The organism is Serratia sp. NCCP-200 (genome assembly GCF_059697885.1).
The window spans coordinates 698,458-715,744 of record NZ_BAAKUJ010000003.1; the positions used below are offsets into that span (position 1 = coordinate 698,458).

Below are 17,287 nucleotides of genomic sequence, written 5' to 3' on the forward strand. Positions count from 1 at the left end.
TCGTCCTGCGATACCATCAATGCAAGTGTAACGTATGAATTCTATTACACGACCCGTCGGTACCATTAATCATAAGGGTTTCTGTGCTCAAGTACCCCTCTTTTTGTTTTATTCCGCCGATAATGTCACCTTTGGTTATCCCGGTTGCCGAAAAAATCACCTCATCACTGGCGATCAGGGCATTGAGCGGCAAAATGGTGTTAATCTCAATTCCCATATTGCTGCAGCGCCGCCGTTGTTCCTGCGCCAATAATCTGTGCTCTGGCGTATCGCCTTTCGCCTGGCAGAAATCGATCAGCTCGGCTTGCATATCTCCGCCCAGCAGACGCACCGCACAGGCCGATATGACCCCTTCCGGCGCGCCACCCAAGGTATACATGATGTCGGCTTCACCACCTGGTAGGCAGGTCATCAGGCTGGCGGCCACGTCACCGTCAGGAATGGCAAAAATCTTCACCCCCAGCGCCTGCGCCTGTTGGCGGATCAGTTCATGGCGCGGTTTATCCAGCGTGATCATGCGCAGTTGATGCAATGGCTTACCCAATGCCTGCGCTACTAGCCGCAGATTTTGCTCCAGAGGCAACCGCAAATCGATAGCCCCTTTAGCTCCTGGCCCCACCACCATCTTGCGCATATACATGTCTGGGGCATGCAACAAAGCATTGTGTGGGGCAAAGGCGATCACGGCCAGCGCATTATATTGGCCCATGGCCACCATCCGCGTGCCTTCGATAGGATCGACAGCAATGTCCACGGCCGGGCCATTCCCGCTCCCCAACCGCTCACCGATATACAGCATGGGAGCCTGATCGATTTCGCCTTCACCGATCACAATCTGCCCCTGCATGGCCATACCACTCAGTTGCTGACGCATGGCCGCGACGGCCACCCCATCAATTTGATTTTTATCACCACAGCCCAGCAGCGGCCAGGCAGCCAATGCAGCCTGTTGAGTGGTGCGTACAATGTCATAAGCCAGCGATTTCATCGGCAGTTATACCCCTGTTTCCACGCCAAAATGTTGCAGCAGGAAACGCTCGGCCTGTTCGTTCCAAACGCCGTGGCTTTCAGCCACCAGTTTCGCCAAGCGGGCATAGAATGGGTCTGTTTTCCCGAGTTCTGGGAAGTCGGCAATTGCGGTTAACGGCATGGTGGCAAAGTTATAGATCAGCTTTTTCCCGCCGGGGATCGAAGGTAGATTGATGATGGTTTCCGGCACGGCATCCAGCCCACCTATATGGGTGATCATCACCGAAGGATTAATGCGGCCTTCAGCGGTCAGTTGCAGCGCCTCCAACATATCTCCCGTCGAGCCCCCCGAAGTGCCCACGACATGTGTGGATGCATAATGCACGTTGTAAAAGTTAAACGGCACTTTGAATTCACTTTCGGTTGGGCCCGCAAAGAAATTCAGGCAACCGTCTTCAGCCAGCAGATCATCCCCCAGCACCAGCACATCGGCCACCGAAGCATAAACGAAGACATCGTCAAAGCCGTGGCCCTGCGTCAGGTCACGTAAGGCAGCCACCGGGTCGGTAACCTTGCTGCTGTTGAAATACACCAGTTCAACGCCTTTTTCACGCGCTACGCTTTCCGGCAATAGCAATCTGGCCCGCGCCAAACGCGCCTCGTCGATATCCACGACCACTACCCGCGCAGGGCGGATGTTACCGTTGATGGCATAATCGATCGCACCAATGCCCATCGGCCCGGCACTGGCCAATAACGCCACGTTGCCGCCGGGTTTGATCCCCATGCGATGCTCATAGACATATTGCGTCGTATGGTAATTGGCATGGTAGGCACCTATGATGCAGCACATCGGCTCTGCCAAAGAGGCCGCCGCAAAATAGCTGCCTTCATACGGTAATACACAACCTAGCTCCACAGCCTGCTGTGGAATAATCATATAGGTGGCATTGCCGCCGAAAAACTCGTAGCTATAACCCGCCGAATAACCACTCGGCAATCCCATCGCCGGTTGCAGCACAAAACGTTGCCCAGCCCGGTAGCGTTGCTGTAGGTTTTTGCCCACCTGCTCAATGATCCCGGCACATTCATGGCCAGTGATCGCAGGGTGTTCGGCAACGTCATCAGGTACCCGCTTGTGGTTAGCCCCCAATTTGGCGGCCTTCCAGGTAGACAGGCACACACTGTCGGAAATGACCTTAACCAACAGTTCATCATCACCTAGAGGCGGTAATTCAAACTCACGCAGGCGAACGTCGTTTTGGCCATAAATAGCGGCGGCTTGGGTTTTCATACGGCTTCCTTTTCTGAGTGTGTGGCAACCAGTTGTTCCAACAAACGATCGAGATTGCTGTCACCGAGATAATTGCTGATCAATACTTTGGGTTTATCGCTCACCCGTTCGGCTCGCCCTTCCAGGCTAGAGTGCGTCACGATCAGGTCGGCTTCCGGCGGAATATTTTCAATGGCGTAGTGCTTCACGCTGATCGGCACCCCGGCTTTCTCCAAACGTTTACGGAAGGTGGTTGCCCCCATCGCGCTGGAACCCATGCCTGCATCACAAACAAATGCGATGTGACGGATCGGTTGTGTTTGCCCTTTGCCCGCAGCTTTCAAGGCTTTCACCTGCCGCTGTGAGTCATCAAAACTATCTTCGGTCACCTGCTTTTTCTCGGTTTTCAGGATCAGTGCGGCAATCAGGAACGAAACCAGCGTCCCGGCGGCGACGCCTGCCAAGGTACCAGCAAAGCCACCACGCGGCGTCAGAGCCAGATAGGCAAAGATTGAACCCGGGCTTGGCCCGGCAACCAAACCAGCACCCATCAGATCAAACACGTAGATCCCCGCCATCCCGCCAGCAATCATGGCAATGATCATCAGCGGCTTCATCAGCACATACGGGAAGTAGAGTTCGTGAATACCCCCGAGGAAATGGATAATCATCGCGCCCGGTGCCGACTTTTTGCTCATACCCTGGCCAAATAGCGAAAACGCCAGCAGGATACCAAGCCCTGGCCCAGGGTTAGAGGCCACCATAAAGAACACCGAGCGGCCGTTCACCGCCGTATCCTGCATACCTAGCGGGTAATACACCCCCTGATCGATGGCGTTATTCAGGAATAACACCTTCGCCGGTTCGTTGATAATCGACAACAGCGGCAGGTATCCAGTGGCCACCAGAGATTCAATGCCAGCACGTACCAAATGGTTAGCCTGCTGTACCGCTGGGCCAATCACCTCGTAGGCAAACAGGCACAAGAACATGCCGACAATCCCCAGTGAGAAGTTATTGACCACCATCTCAAAGCCAGCGGGGATACGCTTATCCAGCTTGGTGTCGATATATTTGATGATCACCCCGCCCAGCGGCCCCATCACCATCGCGCCGATGAACATAGGAATATCTGCCCCCACAATCACGCCGATGGTGCCAATCCCCCCCATCACCGCGCCACGTTTTTCCGCGATCAGGTAGCCACCGGTGGAGCCGATCATCAGCGGTAGCAAATAGGTGATCATCGGCCCGACCAGTTGCCCAAAGTGGGCGTTAGGCATCCAGCCGGTGGGAATAAACAGTGCCGTAATAAATCCCCACGCAATAAATGCGCCGATATTAGGGATTACCATAGCCGTCAGGAACCCGCCAAAAGCTTGCACTCTGGCTCGCATTGTTTTATTGGCCATTATAATGATCCTTGAGTGTATAAAATCAGAAGCGCAGAATGATTTCTTTTATTTCTGATACCTTGGTTGCCTGAGTAAGCTGTTTAATTACCTGGTCATCACAGAACATTTCACTCAATAGCTGGATAGCATTGATATGGCTGTCGGCATCTTTCGCCGCCAGGCCGATTAACACCTTCACCTGCGGATTGTCATCATTGAAATAAACCCCCTGCGGCAATACCGTTAGGGTTAATGCCGTGCCCAAAGCCCCTTCTTCCGGACGTGCATGGGGCATAGCCACTTCCGGTGTAAGAATATAATAGGCGCCATTATTTTGCGTACTGTGCTTTATTGCCGCCACATAACGTGGCTCAACGATATTATTTTCCAGCAGACAGCGCATCGATAAATCAATAGCCTGCTGCCAGTCGCAATCTTGCTGGTGAACGGTAAATGCATTTTCCGGGAAGTAATCTATCAATCCATTCATGTGTTTTTCCTATCGTTATTCCAAGAGGATTGGAAATTGCTTTGCAGCTTATGGAGTAATAATGGGAAACGCAATCCGATGCCATTTCGTGATTGAAATCACTTTTAATGTGAAATACATTGCAATTGAAGATCTGGTTCACAAAAAATTGATTGGCATTTTCAAATTATAAATTTGTCAATATCTAAAATGTGATTCTAATTGCATTTAATTAATTTTATAAAAATAACAATATTGTGACATCAATCACCATTACGGTATTGCCAATCAAGAAAAACAACAGGAATTACTCAATACTTCGTATCCCACCCGCCATAAACCGCTTAGGCGTGGTGCCGGTATACTGGCGGAAAAAGGCGATAAATGCGCTGTCGCTAGAGAAGGCCAACCGCTGCGCAACCGCGCTTACGGAAGGTAATTGCGCCAGTAACTCAATGGCGTGCATCAAACGCCATTGCTGGCACCACTGCTGATAGCTCAGCCCGGTTTCCCGCTGGAAGATTCGCGTTAACGTTTTAGGATGGAGATTGATCGCCTTGGCTAATACCACCAGCCCAGGGAGCTGATCGACGCCGTTTAAGCTATCAATCCAGGCCGCTATGCGCGGATCGCTCGGCAATATCAAGCTGGTATTTTCCTGCTCCGCCACCCTCAGTTCATTGCGCAAGACTCGCAACAGATCTTCCGCCTGGGGATGTTGCTGCGCGTAGTCAAACGGCCAATGTGCGATGCGTTCTATCACCGCGGCCAGTAACGGATTGGCGGCTAACACCGCACTGTGCGGCATTGCCAGCATCGCGGCATCCGCAAAATAGAGCGAACGGTAAGCCACCTGCCCGCGCAGTTGCACGCGATGTCTCACGCCGCTCGGTATCCAGATAATGCGCGTTGGCGGCAGGATCAGCCAGCGTTCGGCTAACGTCACCGTCATACAGCCACGTGGGGCATAGAGGATCTGGGAACGTTGATGCTGATGTTCGCCAGAATCATGATCCGCCAGTTCGGCACTAATCCCTACCACCGGCGCGGAGAAACTATCCGGATCAAAAACCTGATGTTGCAGAATCAGCGCCATGTTGCAGTCCCATTTTCATTGTTTTTTGTCCTGATGATTGTAATCGAACAAGCACTATCTCCCTATACTGCTGTCACTTATTTGGGAGAATGCTATGTCCGTCAAAAATCTGCCTCTGCCACTGATCATCGTGATGATCATGGCACCACAAATCCTGGAAACGCTCTATAGCCCGGCGTTAACCGCTATCCGCTTTGATTACCATATCGATGCCACGCAGGCCGGCCACACGCTGTCGGTCTATTTTTTCGCCTTCGCTTTCGGCGTGGCGTTTTGGGGTACGATCAGCGACAAATATGGCCGTAGAGCCGCCATGCTCGCCGGTTTGCTGCTGTATACGGCAGGAGCCTTGCTGGCGTTGCTGAGCAACTCTTTCACGTTGCTCATCGTCTCGCGCGCCGTTATCGCCTTTGGTGCCGCCGTTGGTTCCGTGGTGACGCTGACCATGCTGCGCGATGTCTATCAGGGGCAGGCGTTAGGCAAGATGTTTGCGATAATTGGTATGGCATTGTCGATAAGCCCGGTGTTGGGGATGTTTAGCGGCGGTATGTTGGTGTTTTGGGGCGGTCGCATGGCCATTTTCTCCGCGCAAGCAGGATTGGCGCTGTTGTTGCTGATCTGGTGCTGGCGAGCGTTGCCAGAAACCCGTCAGCAAACCGCCGGTATCGCGTTACTCCCCTGTTTGCAGGAGATGCTGCGCGATAGGCAAATCTGGTGCTCGGCGTTGCTGGTTGCCAGTTTTAACATCATGGCGTTCAGCTACTTCAGCCTGGCCCCGTTTATTTTTGAGACCTTGGGGCTGACCAGTGAACAGTTTGGTTATTCGGGGATTGTTTTGGCCTTTGGCAGCCTGTGCGGCGCAGCGGCAAACCGCTATCTTCTGCAAAAAGGATTATGCGCTTACCGGCAGATCCAAATGGCCAGTCTGTTAGCCCTATTGGCCGCAGTGGGTGCGTGGTATTGGCAGGAAAGTCTGATGATCCTGCTGCCCTGCATGGCGGTGACCGTGGCCTTTGGCTTGGCCATTCCCAATATTCTCAGTCAGGCGCTGAAGCATTATCGCAACCGGCTGGGTGCTGCCGGAGCGGTATTGGGATTACTCTATTATCTGCTGATCGCTGGCGGCCTGGCACTGGCCGCCATGGGCCAGCACCTGCCGTTAACGCTGCTGGGATGTAGCCTGTTAAGCCTCGCCTGTTCAGCAAGGCTTAAAGGTTACGCAGAAAGCTGATCGATGGTCTGCAAGATACGCTTCTCAGAAATCGGGTAAGGCGTACCCAACTGCTGAGCGAACAGGCTGACGCGCAGCTCCTCAATCATCCAGCGTACCGCCTTCACCTCTTCATCCTGCTGGCGTTTTGGCGGCAGCTTGTTCAGCCACTGCTGCCAAGCCTGTTGAACCTGTTCCACCCGGATCATCTGAGCGCGATCGCGGTGCGGATCGATCGCCAGCTTCTCCAGGCGCCGCTCAATCGCTTGCAGATAACGCAAGGTGTCCGGCAGGCGGCTCCAACCGTTATTGGTGACAAAACCACGGTAAACCAGGCCATTGAGCTGAGCCTTGATATCGGACAGCGCCAACGCCAAAGAGATATCAACGCGCCCTTTCAGGCGTTTGTTAATGTTGAACACCGTCGTCAAAATCTGTTCCACCTGCTTAGCCACGCCCACCACGGTTTCGTTCAGTTCCGCCCGCACCAACTCTTGCAGCCGGGCAAAGTTTTCCTCCGCCCACACAGGCCCGCCGTGTTCGGCAATCAGCTTGTCGATGCCGCAGGAGATACAGTCGTCGATCAGATCCAGTACCTTGCCATACGGGTTGAAATACAGCCCAAGCTTGGCCTTGTTCGGCAATTTTTCATGCAGATATTTGATCGGCGATGGGATGTTCAACAGCAACAAACGGCGCGTACCTTGCCACATGGCCTGCTGCTGCTCCTGTTCGCTATCAAACAGACGGATGGCTACGCTATCTTTTTCGTCCACCAGCGCCGGGTAAGCCTTGACCGAGTAACCGCCACGCTTCTGCTCATAAAACTCAGGCAGTTTGCCAAAGCTCCAGATATGCAGATTGCTCTGTTCCAGACCATCATCAGCCACGGCCGACAGCGTCTCTTGTACCTTGTCTTTGAGCTGGACCCTCAGCGCGGCCAGATCTTTGCCTTCGCGCAGGGTTTTGTGTTTCTCACCCACCACGCGGAAGGTCATTTTCAGATGATCGGGCACCTGATCCCACTGCCAATCCTCACGTGACACCGTCACACCTGTCATGCGGCGTAGCTCGCGCTCCAGCGAATCCAGCAGCGGCATTTCCAATGGCGTTGCCCGGCCAAGGAAAGCTTCAGCGTAGTTCGGTGCTGGCACAAAATTGCGGCGCATCGGCTTAGGCAACGATTTGATCAGCGCGATCACCAGTTCACGGCGGATACCGGGGATTTGCCACTCAAAACCGGCCTCTTCCACCTGATTGAGGATCGGCAACGGGATATGCACGGTAACGCCATCGGCGTCAGTACCCGGCTCAAACTGGTAGGTCAGCCGCAACTTGAGGTTGCCCTGATACCAGTAGTTCGGATAATCCAGCGCGCTGACCTTGTTGGCTCCGTCCTTGATCAACATCTCTTTTTCGAAGTTGAGCAGCTCAGGGTTCTGCTTCCCGGCGGTTTTCCACCACTGGTCAAAATGACGCCCGGACACCACATCGCTCGGAATGCGTTGATCGTAAAAACTGAACAGCGTCTCGTCATCCACCAGAATGTCACGGCGGCGCGATTTGTGTTCCAGCTCTTCCACTTCGGCACGCAGTTTCAGGTTGGCGGCGAAGAACGGGTGCCGCGTTTGCCAGTCACCTTCCACCAGCGCATGGCGGATAAACAGTTCACGGCACAGCAGCGGATCGATGGTGCTGTAGTTCACCGGGCGAGCTGCGACGATTGGTAACCCAAACAGCGTGACCTTTTCGCTAGCCATCACCGCGCCCTGGGATTTGGACCAGTGCGGTTCGCTGTAATGATGCTTGACCAGGTGTTGAGCCATCGGCTCAATCCATTCTGGCTCGATACGCGCGGCAATGCGGCCCCACAGGCGGCTGGTTTCCACCAATTCTGCCACCATCGTCCATTTCGGCGGCTTCTTGAACAGCCCGGAGCCTGGGAAGATGGAGAAACGGGCGTTGCGCGCACCGGTATATTCTTGCTTATCCGCATCCTTCTGACCAATGTGCGATAGCAGGCCGCTCAGCAGCGCGGTATGTACGCTGCGGTAGTCCGAAGGCACGCTGTTGACCGGCAGGCCTAACTCTTTCACCACCTGGCGCAGTTGGGTGTAGATATCCTGCCATTCACGCACCCGCAGATAGTTTAGGAAATCGTTGCGGCACAGGCGGCGGAACTGGCTGGAAGAGTTTTCCTTCTGTTGTTCCTTCAGATAATCCCACAGGTTGACGAACGCCATAAAATCGGAGTCTTTGTCGGCAAAACGGCGGTGTTTTTCATCGGAGGCCTGTTGCTTATCCATCGGCCGCTCACGCGGATCCTGGATCGACAACGCCGAGGTGATGATCATCATCTCGCGTACACTGCCACTTTTCTGGGCTTCGAGCACCATCCGCGCCAAACGTGGGTCGATCGGCAACTGTGCCAACTGACGGCCTTGCGGTGTCAGCTGGTAGTGGCCGTTCTCCGCGGTTTTGATGGCCCCCAACTCTTCCAGCAGGCGCACACCGTCCTGAATATTGCGGTTATCCGGCGCTTCGACAAACGGGAAGGCGGCAATATCGCCCAACCCCAGCGAGGTCATCTGCAATATGACCGAGGCCAGGTTGGTTCGCAGAATTTCCGGATCGGTAAACGCCGGGCGCGAGAGGAAATCCTGCTCGGAGAACAGGCGGATACAGATACCGTCCGACACACGCCCACAGCGGCCCTTACGCTGGTTAGCAGAAGCCTGCGACACCGGCTCGATCGGCAAACGCTGCACTTTGGTACGGAAGCTGTAGCGGCTGATACGCGCCGTACCTGGGTCGATAACGTATTTAATACCCGGCACGGTCAGCGAGGTTTCTGCCACGTTGGTCGCCAGCACGATGCGGCGGCCATGGTGCGACTGGAACACCCGATTCTGTTCACTGTTGGACAAGCGGGCATACAGCGGTAGCACCTCGGTATGCGGCAGGTTGAGCTTGGTCAGCGCATCGGCGGTGTCACGGATTTCACGTTCACCGCTCATAAAGATGAGGATATCGCCTGGCCCTTCACGCCCCAGTTCGTCCACCGCGTCGAAGATGGCCTGAAGTTGATCGCGTTCAGTATCGTCGGCGTCGTCCACCACCGGCCGGTAACGCACCTCGACCGGATAGGTACGGCCAGAAACCTCAATGATCGGCGCATTGTTGAAGTGGCGAGAAAAGCGCTGCGGATCGATGGTGGCTGAGGTGATGATCACCTTCAGATCCGGGCGTTTTGGCAACAGCTCCCGCAGGTAACCCAGGATGAAATCGATGTTCAGGCTGCGCTCGTGCGCCTCATCGATGATCAGGGTGTCGTACTGCATCAGCAGGCGATCCTGCTGGATTTCGGCCAGCAAGATCCCGTCGGTCATCAGTTTGACCAGGGTATTTTCACCCACCTGATCGTTGAAGCGCACCTTGTAGCCGACGCTGCCACCCAGCGGGGTTTCCAGCTCATCGGCAATGCGGTTGGCAACGGTGCGTGCAGCCAGGCGGCGCGGTTGCGTATGGCCAATCAGGCCTTTGACGCCGCGTCCTAACTCCAGGCAGATTTTCGGTAGCTGCGTAGTCTTCCCTGAGCCGGTTTCACCCGCCACGATCACCACTTGATGATCGCGGATGGCGGCAAGAATGTCCTGCTTCTTCTGGCTGACCGGCAGGCTTTCAGGGTAAGTGATTTTCGGGCACGAGGCCGCGCGGGAGCGCACCTTCAGCATGGCTTGCTCGATATCACCCGCTATTTCTGCGGCAACCGCCTGTTGAGCTTCGGGGCTTTTGACTTTGCGCGCACCTTGCAACCGGCGTTGTAGGCGCTGCTGATCACGGAGCATCAAGTCACCCAGTTGGGATGACAATGCCGCGAGCGTAGATTTCACGTTCGGTGTTCCTTGTTTCTTCGCAGCTACTGCTTAACGTCAGGGACTAGGTTTGATGTTATAACTGACGTGTCGGTGCCAATAACTGCGTTTATTAAATTAGGTTTATCGATTTTTTGACTTAGCGCAGCAGGATACCACAATGGCATTTCTCCCCATAATCCATCCATTTAACCTGGATTTTCTTGTTCAATAAAATCGAACGTAGATCTCGAAATATTCCGCTATCCCTGTTGGAACAATATGAATAGAGTGTACCTCATGCAACGGGCGACCAGCCCTGATGTCACAGTCAACACGAAAGGAATTATCGATGAGCAAAGTATTGGTTCTTAAATCCAGCATCCTGGCAACTTATTCTCAGTCTAACCAATTGGCTGATTTCTTCGTTGAGCAGTGGGCCAATGCTCACAGCAACGATACCATCACCGTGCGTGACCTGGCTGCACAGCCGATCCCGGTGCTGGATGGCGAACTGGTTGGCGCAATGCGTCCTTCAGATGCCCCGCTGACTCCACGCCAGAAAGAAGCACTGGCCCTGTCAGACGAACTGATCGCCGAGCTGCAAGCCAACGACACTATCGTTATCGCCGCGCCGATGTACAACTTCAACATCCCAACTCAGTTGAAGAATTATTTTGACCTGATTGCCCGTGCCGGCGTCACCTTCCGTTACACCGAGAACGGCCCGGAAGGCCTGGTAAAAAACAAACGTGCCATCATTCTGACCAGCCGTGGCGGCATCCATAAAGGCACCCCAACCGACCTGGTAGAACCTTACCTGCGTCTGTTCCTGGGCTTTATCGGTATTACCGAGGTTGAGTTCGTCTTTGCCGAAGGGATTGCCTACGGCCCAGACGTTGCGACCAAAGCCCAGGCCGATGCCAAAGCGTTACTGGCCGAAGTGATCGCCGCTTAAATAGCGATGCCAGGGCGCAGAGATTGCGCTCTGGTAAGTCACACACCTGCAAAATCCGTTTTACCCTCAGAACAATAAGTCGTTTAAATTCCGTTGCGCGCCCTAGGGCGCGCTTTTTTATTTCTGCAACCACTGGCCGTTAATGCCACGGACATATTCCCCTGCTGGCGCTCGTGTCACCAGCTTCTGCCCGGCCATCCGCGCAACTTCATCGATGGCGATATGATTGCTGGCGGCCACCTGCTGATATTTCTCGGCGCGCCCGGCATTGATTTTTTTCACCAACGCCTGAGTCTCCGCGTCCTGCTTCACCGGAGCGATATAACCACTGAGCGTTTCACCAACCCGCCCCTGCTGTTTGGCTTCATCCAGCGTCAACGCCTGAACCATCCCACTGAATAACCAACCGGCGGCAATCAACCACAGATAACGTTTTTTCATGCTGGCTCCTAGAACAGACCGCTTTGGTCTTTCAGCAGGTTCTCAACGTCCTTATCCACTTTGATACGGATCTCATGTTCAATTTTGACGTTCATATTGATGGTGATGGGATCTTTAGGCGTCGCCACCTCAATGCGCGGTACGCAACCGCTCAGCAAGGATGCGCCCAACACGGCGGCCAGCAATGGCCCTGTCGCGTTCTTCATTGTTGTTCCTCGGGTTTAGAGAGCGCCTGCTCCAGCCACTCTTGTAAATTGTCGCCGAAGCGCAGGCTGCGCCACAGCTGAAACACGTTTTCCTGATGGCTATAGTTAAGGATAACCTCACGCTTGGCATTTTTCTGCGGATTTACGCCATCGATATGCGCCTTTAGCGTCAGCTCGCCCAGGTTATCGAGATCGACCCGCGCCTTTGAGCGGTTGATTTCCATGTAGCGTAGCCAGTCGATGGCGGCACCGGTGGCCAGGTTATTGCTGCCAATGGCATCGGCCATATCTTTATCCAGCCGCAGCGTCATGACCCCCGCATTGGCGATCCAGCCATTTTGCACCAGCCATTTGGGGTGGTTCAGGTAGAGCGGCAACTCGCCGTTGATGCGGCCAGACATGGCGAACTGCTTCGGTTTGAGCGCGGTAAACAGTGCGCTGAGGTCGATTTCTTCCAGTTTGAGCACCGCCGCATCATGCTGCGGCATCCGTAATGCCGAAAGGCTGATATGACCGTTCAGCATATCCACACCGATGTTGCTCAACGTCAACGGATACGCTTCGCTGTAGGGATAGGTACCTTGCAGATCGGCGGTAATATTCTGCATCTCAAACAGCGTCTTGATGGATTTGATGCGCAGCATGATCGGCCGTTTGGCCCCAAGCTGCCACAGGTGGTTCTTAAACCGATAGGGCAAGACAAAGTCCAGCCCGCTCAATTCGCCATCTTGCAGCCACATGCCGCCATTGCGCACCACCCAGTGGCCACCGGCTTCAAACCCCTGTACTCGCGCAGCAGAAAATGCCGACTGTGCATAGAACTCGCCTGCCCGCAGTTTGATGTTCAGATCGGGTGAAATCAGCGGTTGGAATACCGTTAACGACTGTTTTGGCCACCAGCCTTCACCCCGCAGGCGTTCACCATCCCAGCGGCCACGCAACTTGATTGGCCCAATCTGCTCGGCCTGCAAAGCGCCTTGCCATTGGAAACTGTCTGGCCCCGTACCTTGCAACTGCAAATCCAGTACCGAAGGCGGCAAATAACGGCCTGCACCAAAACTGGTTTTGTCAGCCACCAGTTGCACACCGCCGGTAAGGCTCGGTGCTTTGCTATCCCGCTGCCACTGGATCGGCTGGCTGAGCGTCATGCGCGGCGTCGCGACTGTGACCATGCCGTACTTCAACCGATCAAAACCGGTGGAAAGTCGATCCAGGGTGATGCTGGTGTCCTGCCAACGCCCACTGCCTGCAACATCCCAGGCGGCCTGTAGCGGGGGTAACTTGCCGTTACCCCAAGAGCGCCATTGCCACTGACCATGGTCTGGCCAGAAATCTTGTGCCTGGCCGTCCAGATGCAGCTTGAAACGGCCCCAGTAACTTTCGCTGGCGCTGATAATCGCCTGCAAACGGCCACTGATCCCAAGAGCGGTGACTTTTACTCCAGCCAGCGGCAGCCGAGCCTCTTCCAGTTTTATGTCCGGTGCCGGGCGGCCCCAGGCGCGCAGTAAAGATCCCGGCTGTAGCACCAGCGTTGGGTTGAGGATCGAGCCGCTGATAATGCCGGGGATTGACGCCGTAAGCGAGAGATTGGCCAGGTTTGCCTGCCCGGTAAGCTGGAATCCCAGATCGCTGTTGGTCAGACTCAGGCTACCCGGCCCCAACGTCAGCACCGCGTTGCCCTTGCCGTTGTGCCCGGCGGTGATCACGTTCAAACGTGCGGTAATTTGGGTTTCGTCAAACCCCTGGCTCCAGTCATGCAACGCCACATTCAAACCACCGCTGAGCGGTTGCTCCAGATAAGGCCAGCGCCATTCGCCTTTTTCGATGCTGATCTGTTTTGGCGTTAGTGCCCAAGGAAGCGTCGCCAACGGTTGGTCGCTGCCCTTTTCCGTCAGGGTCAATACGCCCTGCTGCTGTTGCCAGTGCAAATCCAGCAGCAAGGGTTTTTCCAGATAGGCGGTTTGTATCTCACCTTGCAACGCCCCTTGGATCGGCAAACTGTCCATATCCAGCGGTACGGTGACTTTGCCTGTCAGTTGAACAGGAACCGTGCTGTTGGGTGGCGTGATGCTAAGCTTGCTTAACGTCAGTTGCTGATGTTCATCCAACTGCGCCTCGGCGGTGACGTTCTTACCTTGATAATGCAACCGTTGGCCAGTGGCCGCAGACGACAGTTGCAATTTACCGGCGTAGGCTTGCCATGGGGTGAGCGTGAGAAGATTGATATTCAGGTCAAACGGCGGCAGCATCGCTTGCAATCGGTCTAGCGCCAATGGCGTGCTGTCCCCCTCGGAGGCGGGCAATTTTGACAGGCAGGCGGTATCCACGTCCGCTCGTTCACCCTTTAAATGCCAACTTCCCATTTGGTAGGCGAGTTGCAGTTCACTGACATTGGCGATGGCGCAGCCTTGGGCGCTAAATTTTAGCCCATCGAGATGCAAAGCCCCCTGCTGCCAACGCAAGGGCCCTTGCAAAACCAGCTGGCTACCCTGCGGTAACCAAGGTGCTATCGCACGCGGCAACCAACGAGGCAGGGTTTGCCACAGCGCGATGATCAACAGGATGATGCCCGCTACGATCGCTACGAATACTTTTAATCTCTTGGTCATTAAGCGCAGGTTTAGTTCCTGATAAACATCGATTAGCCAGGCGCAATGATGACACGGATCCCCTGGCAGGTGAAGGTGAACCCATCTCATCATTTATAGAGCAGGTTTCGCAATTTTGATATTTACCCAGTGAATACAGAAAATGGCTAATACACTGATTATCAGCATAAAACCCTAAAAGGCCTGCGCCGCCACAGGTCGCTAAACCATTGTCGTATTTGGCAAAATATGTTAATTTGATCACATAATCACGCGGGAGAAACCACGATGAAAATGGCGATTTACAGCACCAAACAGTATGACCGTAAGTATCTTGAATTGGTAAATCAGCAGTTTGGTTATGAGCTGGAGTTTTTCGACTTTCTGCTAAGCAAGAAAACCGCCAAAACGGCTATCGGCTGTAAGGCCGTATGCATCTTCGTCAATGACGACGGTAGCCGGGAAGTGCTGGAAGAGCTGGCCGCGCTTGGGGTCGAGATCCTCGCCCTGCGTTGCGCCGGGTTCAATAACGTCGATCTGGATGCGGCGAAAGAGCTGGGTATCAAGGTGGTCCGCGTTCCGGCTTATTCACCTGAAGCCGTAGCCGAACACGCCGTGGGCATGATGATGTGCCTGAACCGCCGCATTCATCGTGCTTATCAGCGCACCCGCGATGCCAACTTCTCGCTGGAAGGGCTCATCGGCTTCAATATGCATAACCGCACCGCCGGCGTGATTGGCACCGGTAAGATCGGCGTAGCCACCATGCGTATTCTGAAAGGCTTTGGCATGAAGCTCTTGGCCTACGATCCCTACCCAAGCGCGCAGGCGTTAGAACTGGGTGCCGAATATGTCGATCTTAAAACGCTGTATGCCCAGGCGGACGTGATCACCCTGCACTGCCCGTTGACGCCGGAAAACCATCACCTGCTGAATGCGGACGCGTTTTCCATGATGAAGGACGGCGTGATGGTGATTAACACCAGCCGCGGTGCCTTGATCGACTCTTCCGCCGCTATCGATGCCCTCAAACAGCAGAAGATTGGTGCGCTGGGCATGGACGTATACGAGAACGAACGCGACCTGTTCTTTGAAGACAAATCCAACGACGTGATCCAGGACGACGTTTTCCGCCGCCTGTCCGCCTGCCATAACGTGCTGTTTACCGGCCACCAGGCGTTCCTGACGGAAGAGGCGTTGACCAGTATCTCGCAAACCACGTTGAAAAATATTGAACAGCTTGCGCGGGGTGAAGCCTGCCCTAATCAGCTTAATGCCTAATACTTTGGGGCGCGCTTAGCGCCCCTGATCCTTCCGACAAAACCTGAACAGGTTCACAATAATGAAAAAACTGATCCCTTTAGCAATGGCCTGTGCGCTATTGGCTGGCTGTGGTTCCGCGCAAACCAAACAACAAACCGTAGTAGAAAGCGATCTGCTGCATCATAACTTTGTGTTGCAAAGCGTGGATGGTGTAGCGGTTGAGGCGAAACAAGGCAGCGGCCCGAGCATTGAATTCGGCGAGAAAATGAATATTTCCGGGTCTATGTGCAACCGTTTCTTCGGCCAGGGCCAGTTAGAAAACGGCGTGCTGACGGTCAAAAACCTCGCTACGACCCGCATGATGTGCGCGGATCCGCAACGTAACCAATGGGATCAAACCATCGGCACACTGCTGGCTAACGGTGCAAAAGTCTCGCTCAACGGCCAACAGCTGACCCTGAGCGGCAGCAATCACCAACTGGTGTATACCCTGAAAGACTGGGTCAATTAATTTTCCCCCTCACCCCAACCCTCTCCCAAAGGGAGAGGGAGCTGGCACGGTGATGAAGGTAACAACGGTTGCCAATCTGTCGCACGGTACGTCCGGGATAAAATGGACTTACCGGGCACAGGCTCCACGGCCCAGCGCCGACTCTTCGCACTGTTTGCCGTTCGGCATCTGACACATTCTGAGCGTATCGCCGTTGAGCGAATGGGCAATGGTGGTTACTCCGCCCACGCTGGCACAGCTTTCGCTGGTAGGTATCGCACCAATATTGGCACTGGTGGCGATCTGCTGTGGTTCTTGGTTGTTATTGCTGCTGCAGGCAGCCAAAGAGAGTATGGCGCCGGCAAGCAGCCATTTTGCTGTGATCATTATTCGTACCCCTGAACCGAAACGATGCTGTGTAATTTTGCCATTGCTGATAACCCGAGCCACTGGAACGATGGGCCCGTTTGGTTATCTTTGATGTCCACCCGTTGAGCTTCAAGTTGCCGCCTGCTCATCATCAAGCGGCAACCGGAAAGACAACTTTAGTAATCTAGCTTGTTAGCTTAATAATAGAAATATGATTAGCCATTAATTTGGCTTTTTTTTGACCTGAAAGCATTTCACTCCCGATCAGTGCCCTGCCGACTTGGACAGCAGATTAATCACCAACACCCCGGCAATAATCAGCCCCATACCAACCACCGCAGGCAAATCCAGCTTTTGCTGGTAAATAAACACCGCGGCAATCGACACCAGCACGATCCCCAATCCCGACCAGAGGGCATAGACAATCCCTAGCGGCATGGTTTTTACCACCATCGAAAGCCCCCAAAATGCTACCGCGTAACCCAACACGACAAACACCGATGGCCACAAGCGGGTGAACCCTTCAGAGGCTTTCAGCAAGGTGGTGGCAATCACTTCGGCGATAATCGCCATAGCTAAATAGATAAATGCGGTCATTTTCAACTTCTTCTTTCTGTTTCGCGTCACATCAATAGTAGGACGCGGAGATTAAATTAGCGTTACATCGCGGCAACGCTTTACCATTACGCTGCAAATAGTAATTATTT

At 54.2% G+C, this 17,287-nt stretch carries 15 protein-coding genes; 4 read left to right on the forward strand and 11 right to left on the reverse strand.

Annotated features, from left to right (window positions below):
- Positions 1–16 precede the first annotated feature (16 nt).
- The 5 genes from glpX to AC6HVW_RS13360 all read right to left on the reverse strand — a co-directional run bounded on the left by glpX (position 17) and on the right by AC6HVW_RS13360 (position 5,201).
- Positions 17–988: a class II fructose-bisphosphatase gene (gene glpX / locus AC6HVW_RS13340; RefSeq protein WP_497569483.1), complete on the reverse strand. Its 972-nt coding sequence runs from the start codon at positions 986–988 to the stop codon at positions 17–19.
- Positions 989–994: 6 nt separating this feature from the next.
- On the reverse strand, positions 995–2,263 hold the full coding sequence (locus AC6HVW_RS13345) for a zinc-binding dehydrogenase (RefSeq protein ID WP_071683453.1): 1,269 nt from the start codon (positions 2,261–2,263) through the stop codon (positions 995–997).
- Complete coding sequence (locus tag AC6HVW_RS13350) at positions 2,260–3,654, reverse strand: PTS mannitol transporter subunit IIBC (protein ID WP_024486535.1); 1,395 nt, start codon at positions 3,652–3,654, stop codon at positions 2,260–2,262. The genes AC6HVW_RS13345 and AC6HVW_RS13350 overlap by 4 nt, the downstream gene beginning before the upstream one ends.
- A 25-nt stretch (positions 3,655–3,679) precedes the next feature.
- Entirely contained in the window at positions 3,680–4,126 is a 447-nt protein-coding gene (locus tag AC6HVW_RS13355; RefSeq protein ID WP_071683452.1) for a PTS sugar transporter subunit IIA, read from the reverse strand.
- Between the two features lie 286 nt (positions 4,127–4,412).
- Entirely contained in the window at positions 4,413–5,201 is a 789-nt protein-coding gene (locus tag AC6HVW_RS13360) for an AraC family transcriptional regulator (RefSeq protein WP_071683451.1), read from the reverse strand.
- Positions 5,202–5,295: 94 nt separating this feature from the next.
- On the opposite strand from AC6HVW_RS13360, the gene AC6HVW_RS13365 reads away from it, so the two are divergent.
- A complete protein-coding gene (locus AC6HVW_RS13365) occupies positions 5,296–6,432 on the forward strand; it encodes an MFS transporter (protein WP_071683450.1) in 1,137 nt (378 codons plus the stop codon).
- On the opposite strand, the gene hrpA is transcribed toward AC6HVW_RS13365, so the two are convergent.
- Positions 6,417–10,304 (reverse strand): ATP-dependent RNA helicase HrpA, encoded by a 3,888-nt coding sequence (gene hrpA, locus AC6HVW_RS13370; protein ID WP_071683449.1) that lies wholly within the window; start codon positions 10,302–10,304, stop codon positions 6,417–6,419. The genes AC6HVW_RS13365 and hrpA overlap by 16 nt on opposite strands.
- Positions 10,305–10,617: 313 nt before the next feature.
- Between hrpA and azoR the strand changes: the two genes are divergently transcribed.
- Complete coding sequence (gene azoR, locus AC6HVW_RS13375; protein WP_021177851.1) at positions 10,618–11,223, forward strand: FMN-dependent NADH-azoreductase; 606 nt, start codon at positions 10,618–10,620, stop codon at positions 11,221–11,223.
- Positions 11,224–11,340: 117 nt separating this feature from the next.
- Here the strand turns inward: azoR and AC6HVW_RS13380 are convergent, their stop codons facing one another.
- From AC6HVW_RS13380 to AC6HVW_RS13390, 3 genes are read right to left on the reverse strand one after another with little or no spacing between them, the layout of a single operon-like run.
- Positions 11,341–11,664, reverse strand: a complete 324-nt coding sequence (locus AC6HVW_RS13380) for a YdbL family probable chaperone protein (RefSeq protein WP_071683448.1) — start codon at positions 11,662–11,664, stop codon at positions 11,341–11,343.
- Positions 11,665–11,672: 8 nt separating this feature from the next.
- On the reverse strand, positions 11,673–11,870 hold the full coding sequence (locus AC6HVW_RS13385; protein WP_021177849.1) for a YnbE family lipoprotein: 198 nt from the start codon (positions 11,868–11,870) through the stop codon (positions 11,673–11,675).
- The gene (locus tag AC6HVW_RS13390; protein ID WP_071683447.1) at positions 11,867–14,479 is read right to left on the reverse strand and encodes a YdbH family protein; all 2,613 of its coding nucleotides are present in this window, start codon (positions 14,477–14,479) and stop codon (positions 11,867–11,869) included. Before AC6HVW_RS13390 ends, AC6HVW_RS13385 begins: the two co-directional genes overlap by 4 nt.
- A 267-nt stretch (positions 14,480–14,746) precedes the next feature.
- On the opposite strand from AC6HVW_RS13390, the gene AC6HVW_RS13395 reads away from it, so the two are divergent.
- Both AC6HVW_RS13395 and hslJ read left to right on the forward strand, forming a co-directional pair.
- Complete coding sequence (locus AC6HVW_RS13395; protein WP_024486550.1) at positions 14,747–15,739, forward strand: 2-hydroxyacid dehydrogenase; 993 nt, start codon at positions 14,747–14,749, stop codon at positions 15,737–15,739.
- Between the two features lie 61 nt (positions 15,740–15,800).
- Positions 15,801–16,232 carry a heat shock protein HslJ gene (gene hslJ, locus AC6HVW_RS13400; protein WP_071683446.1) on the forward strand — a complete coding sequence of 144 codons (432 nt, stop codon included), beginning with the start codon at positions 15,801–15,803 and terminating at the stop codon, positions 16,230–16,232.
- Positions 16,233–16,340: 108 nt separating this feature from the next.
- On the opposite strand, the gene AC6HVW_RS13405 is transcribed toward hslJ, so the two are convergent.
- Together AC6HVW_RS13405 and AC6HVW_RS13410 are read right to left on the reverse strand one after the other, a co-directional pair.
- Positions 16,341–16,598 carry a putative hemolysin gene (locus AC6HVW_RS13405; RefSeq protein WP_074029170.1) on the reverse strand — a complete coding sequence of 86 codons (258 nt, stop codon included), beginning with the start codon at positions 16,596–16,598 and terminating at the stop codon, positions 16,341–16,343.
- Between the two features lie 246 nt (positions 16,599–16,844).
- A complete protein-coding gene (locus AC6HVW_RS13410; protein WP_059200914.1) occupies positions 16,845–17,177 on the reverse strand; it encodes an SMR family transporter in 333 nt (110 codons plus the stop codon).
- Between the last annotated feature and the right edge of the window lie 110 nt (positions 17,178–17,287).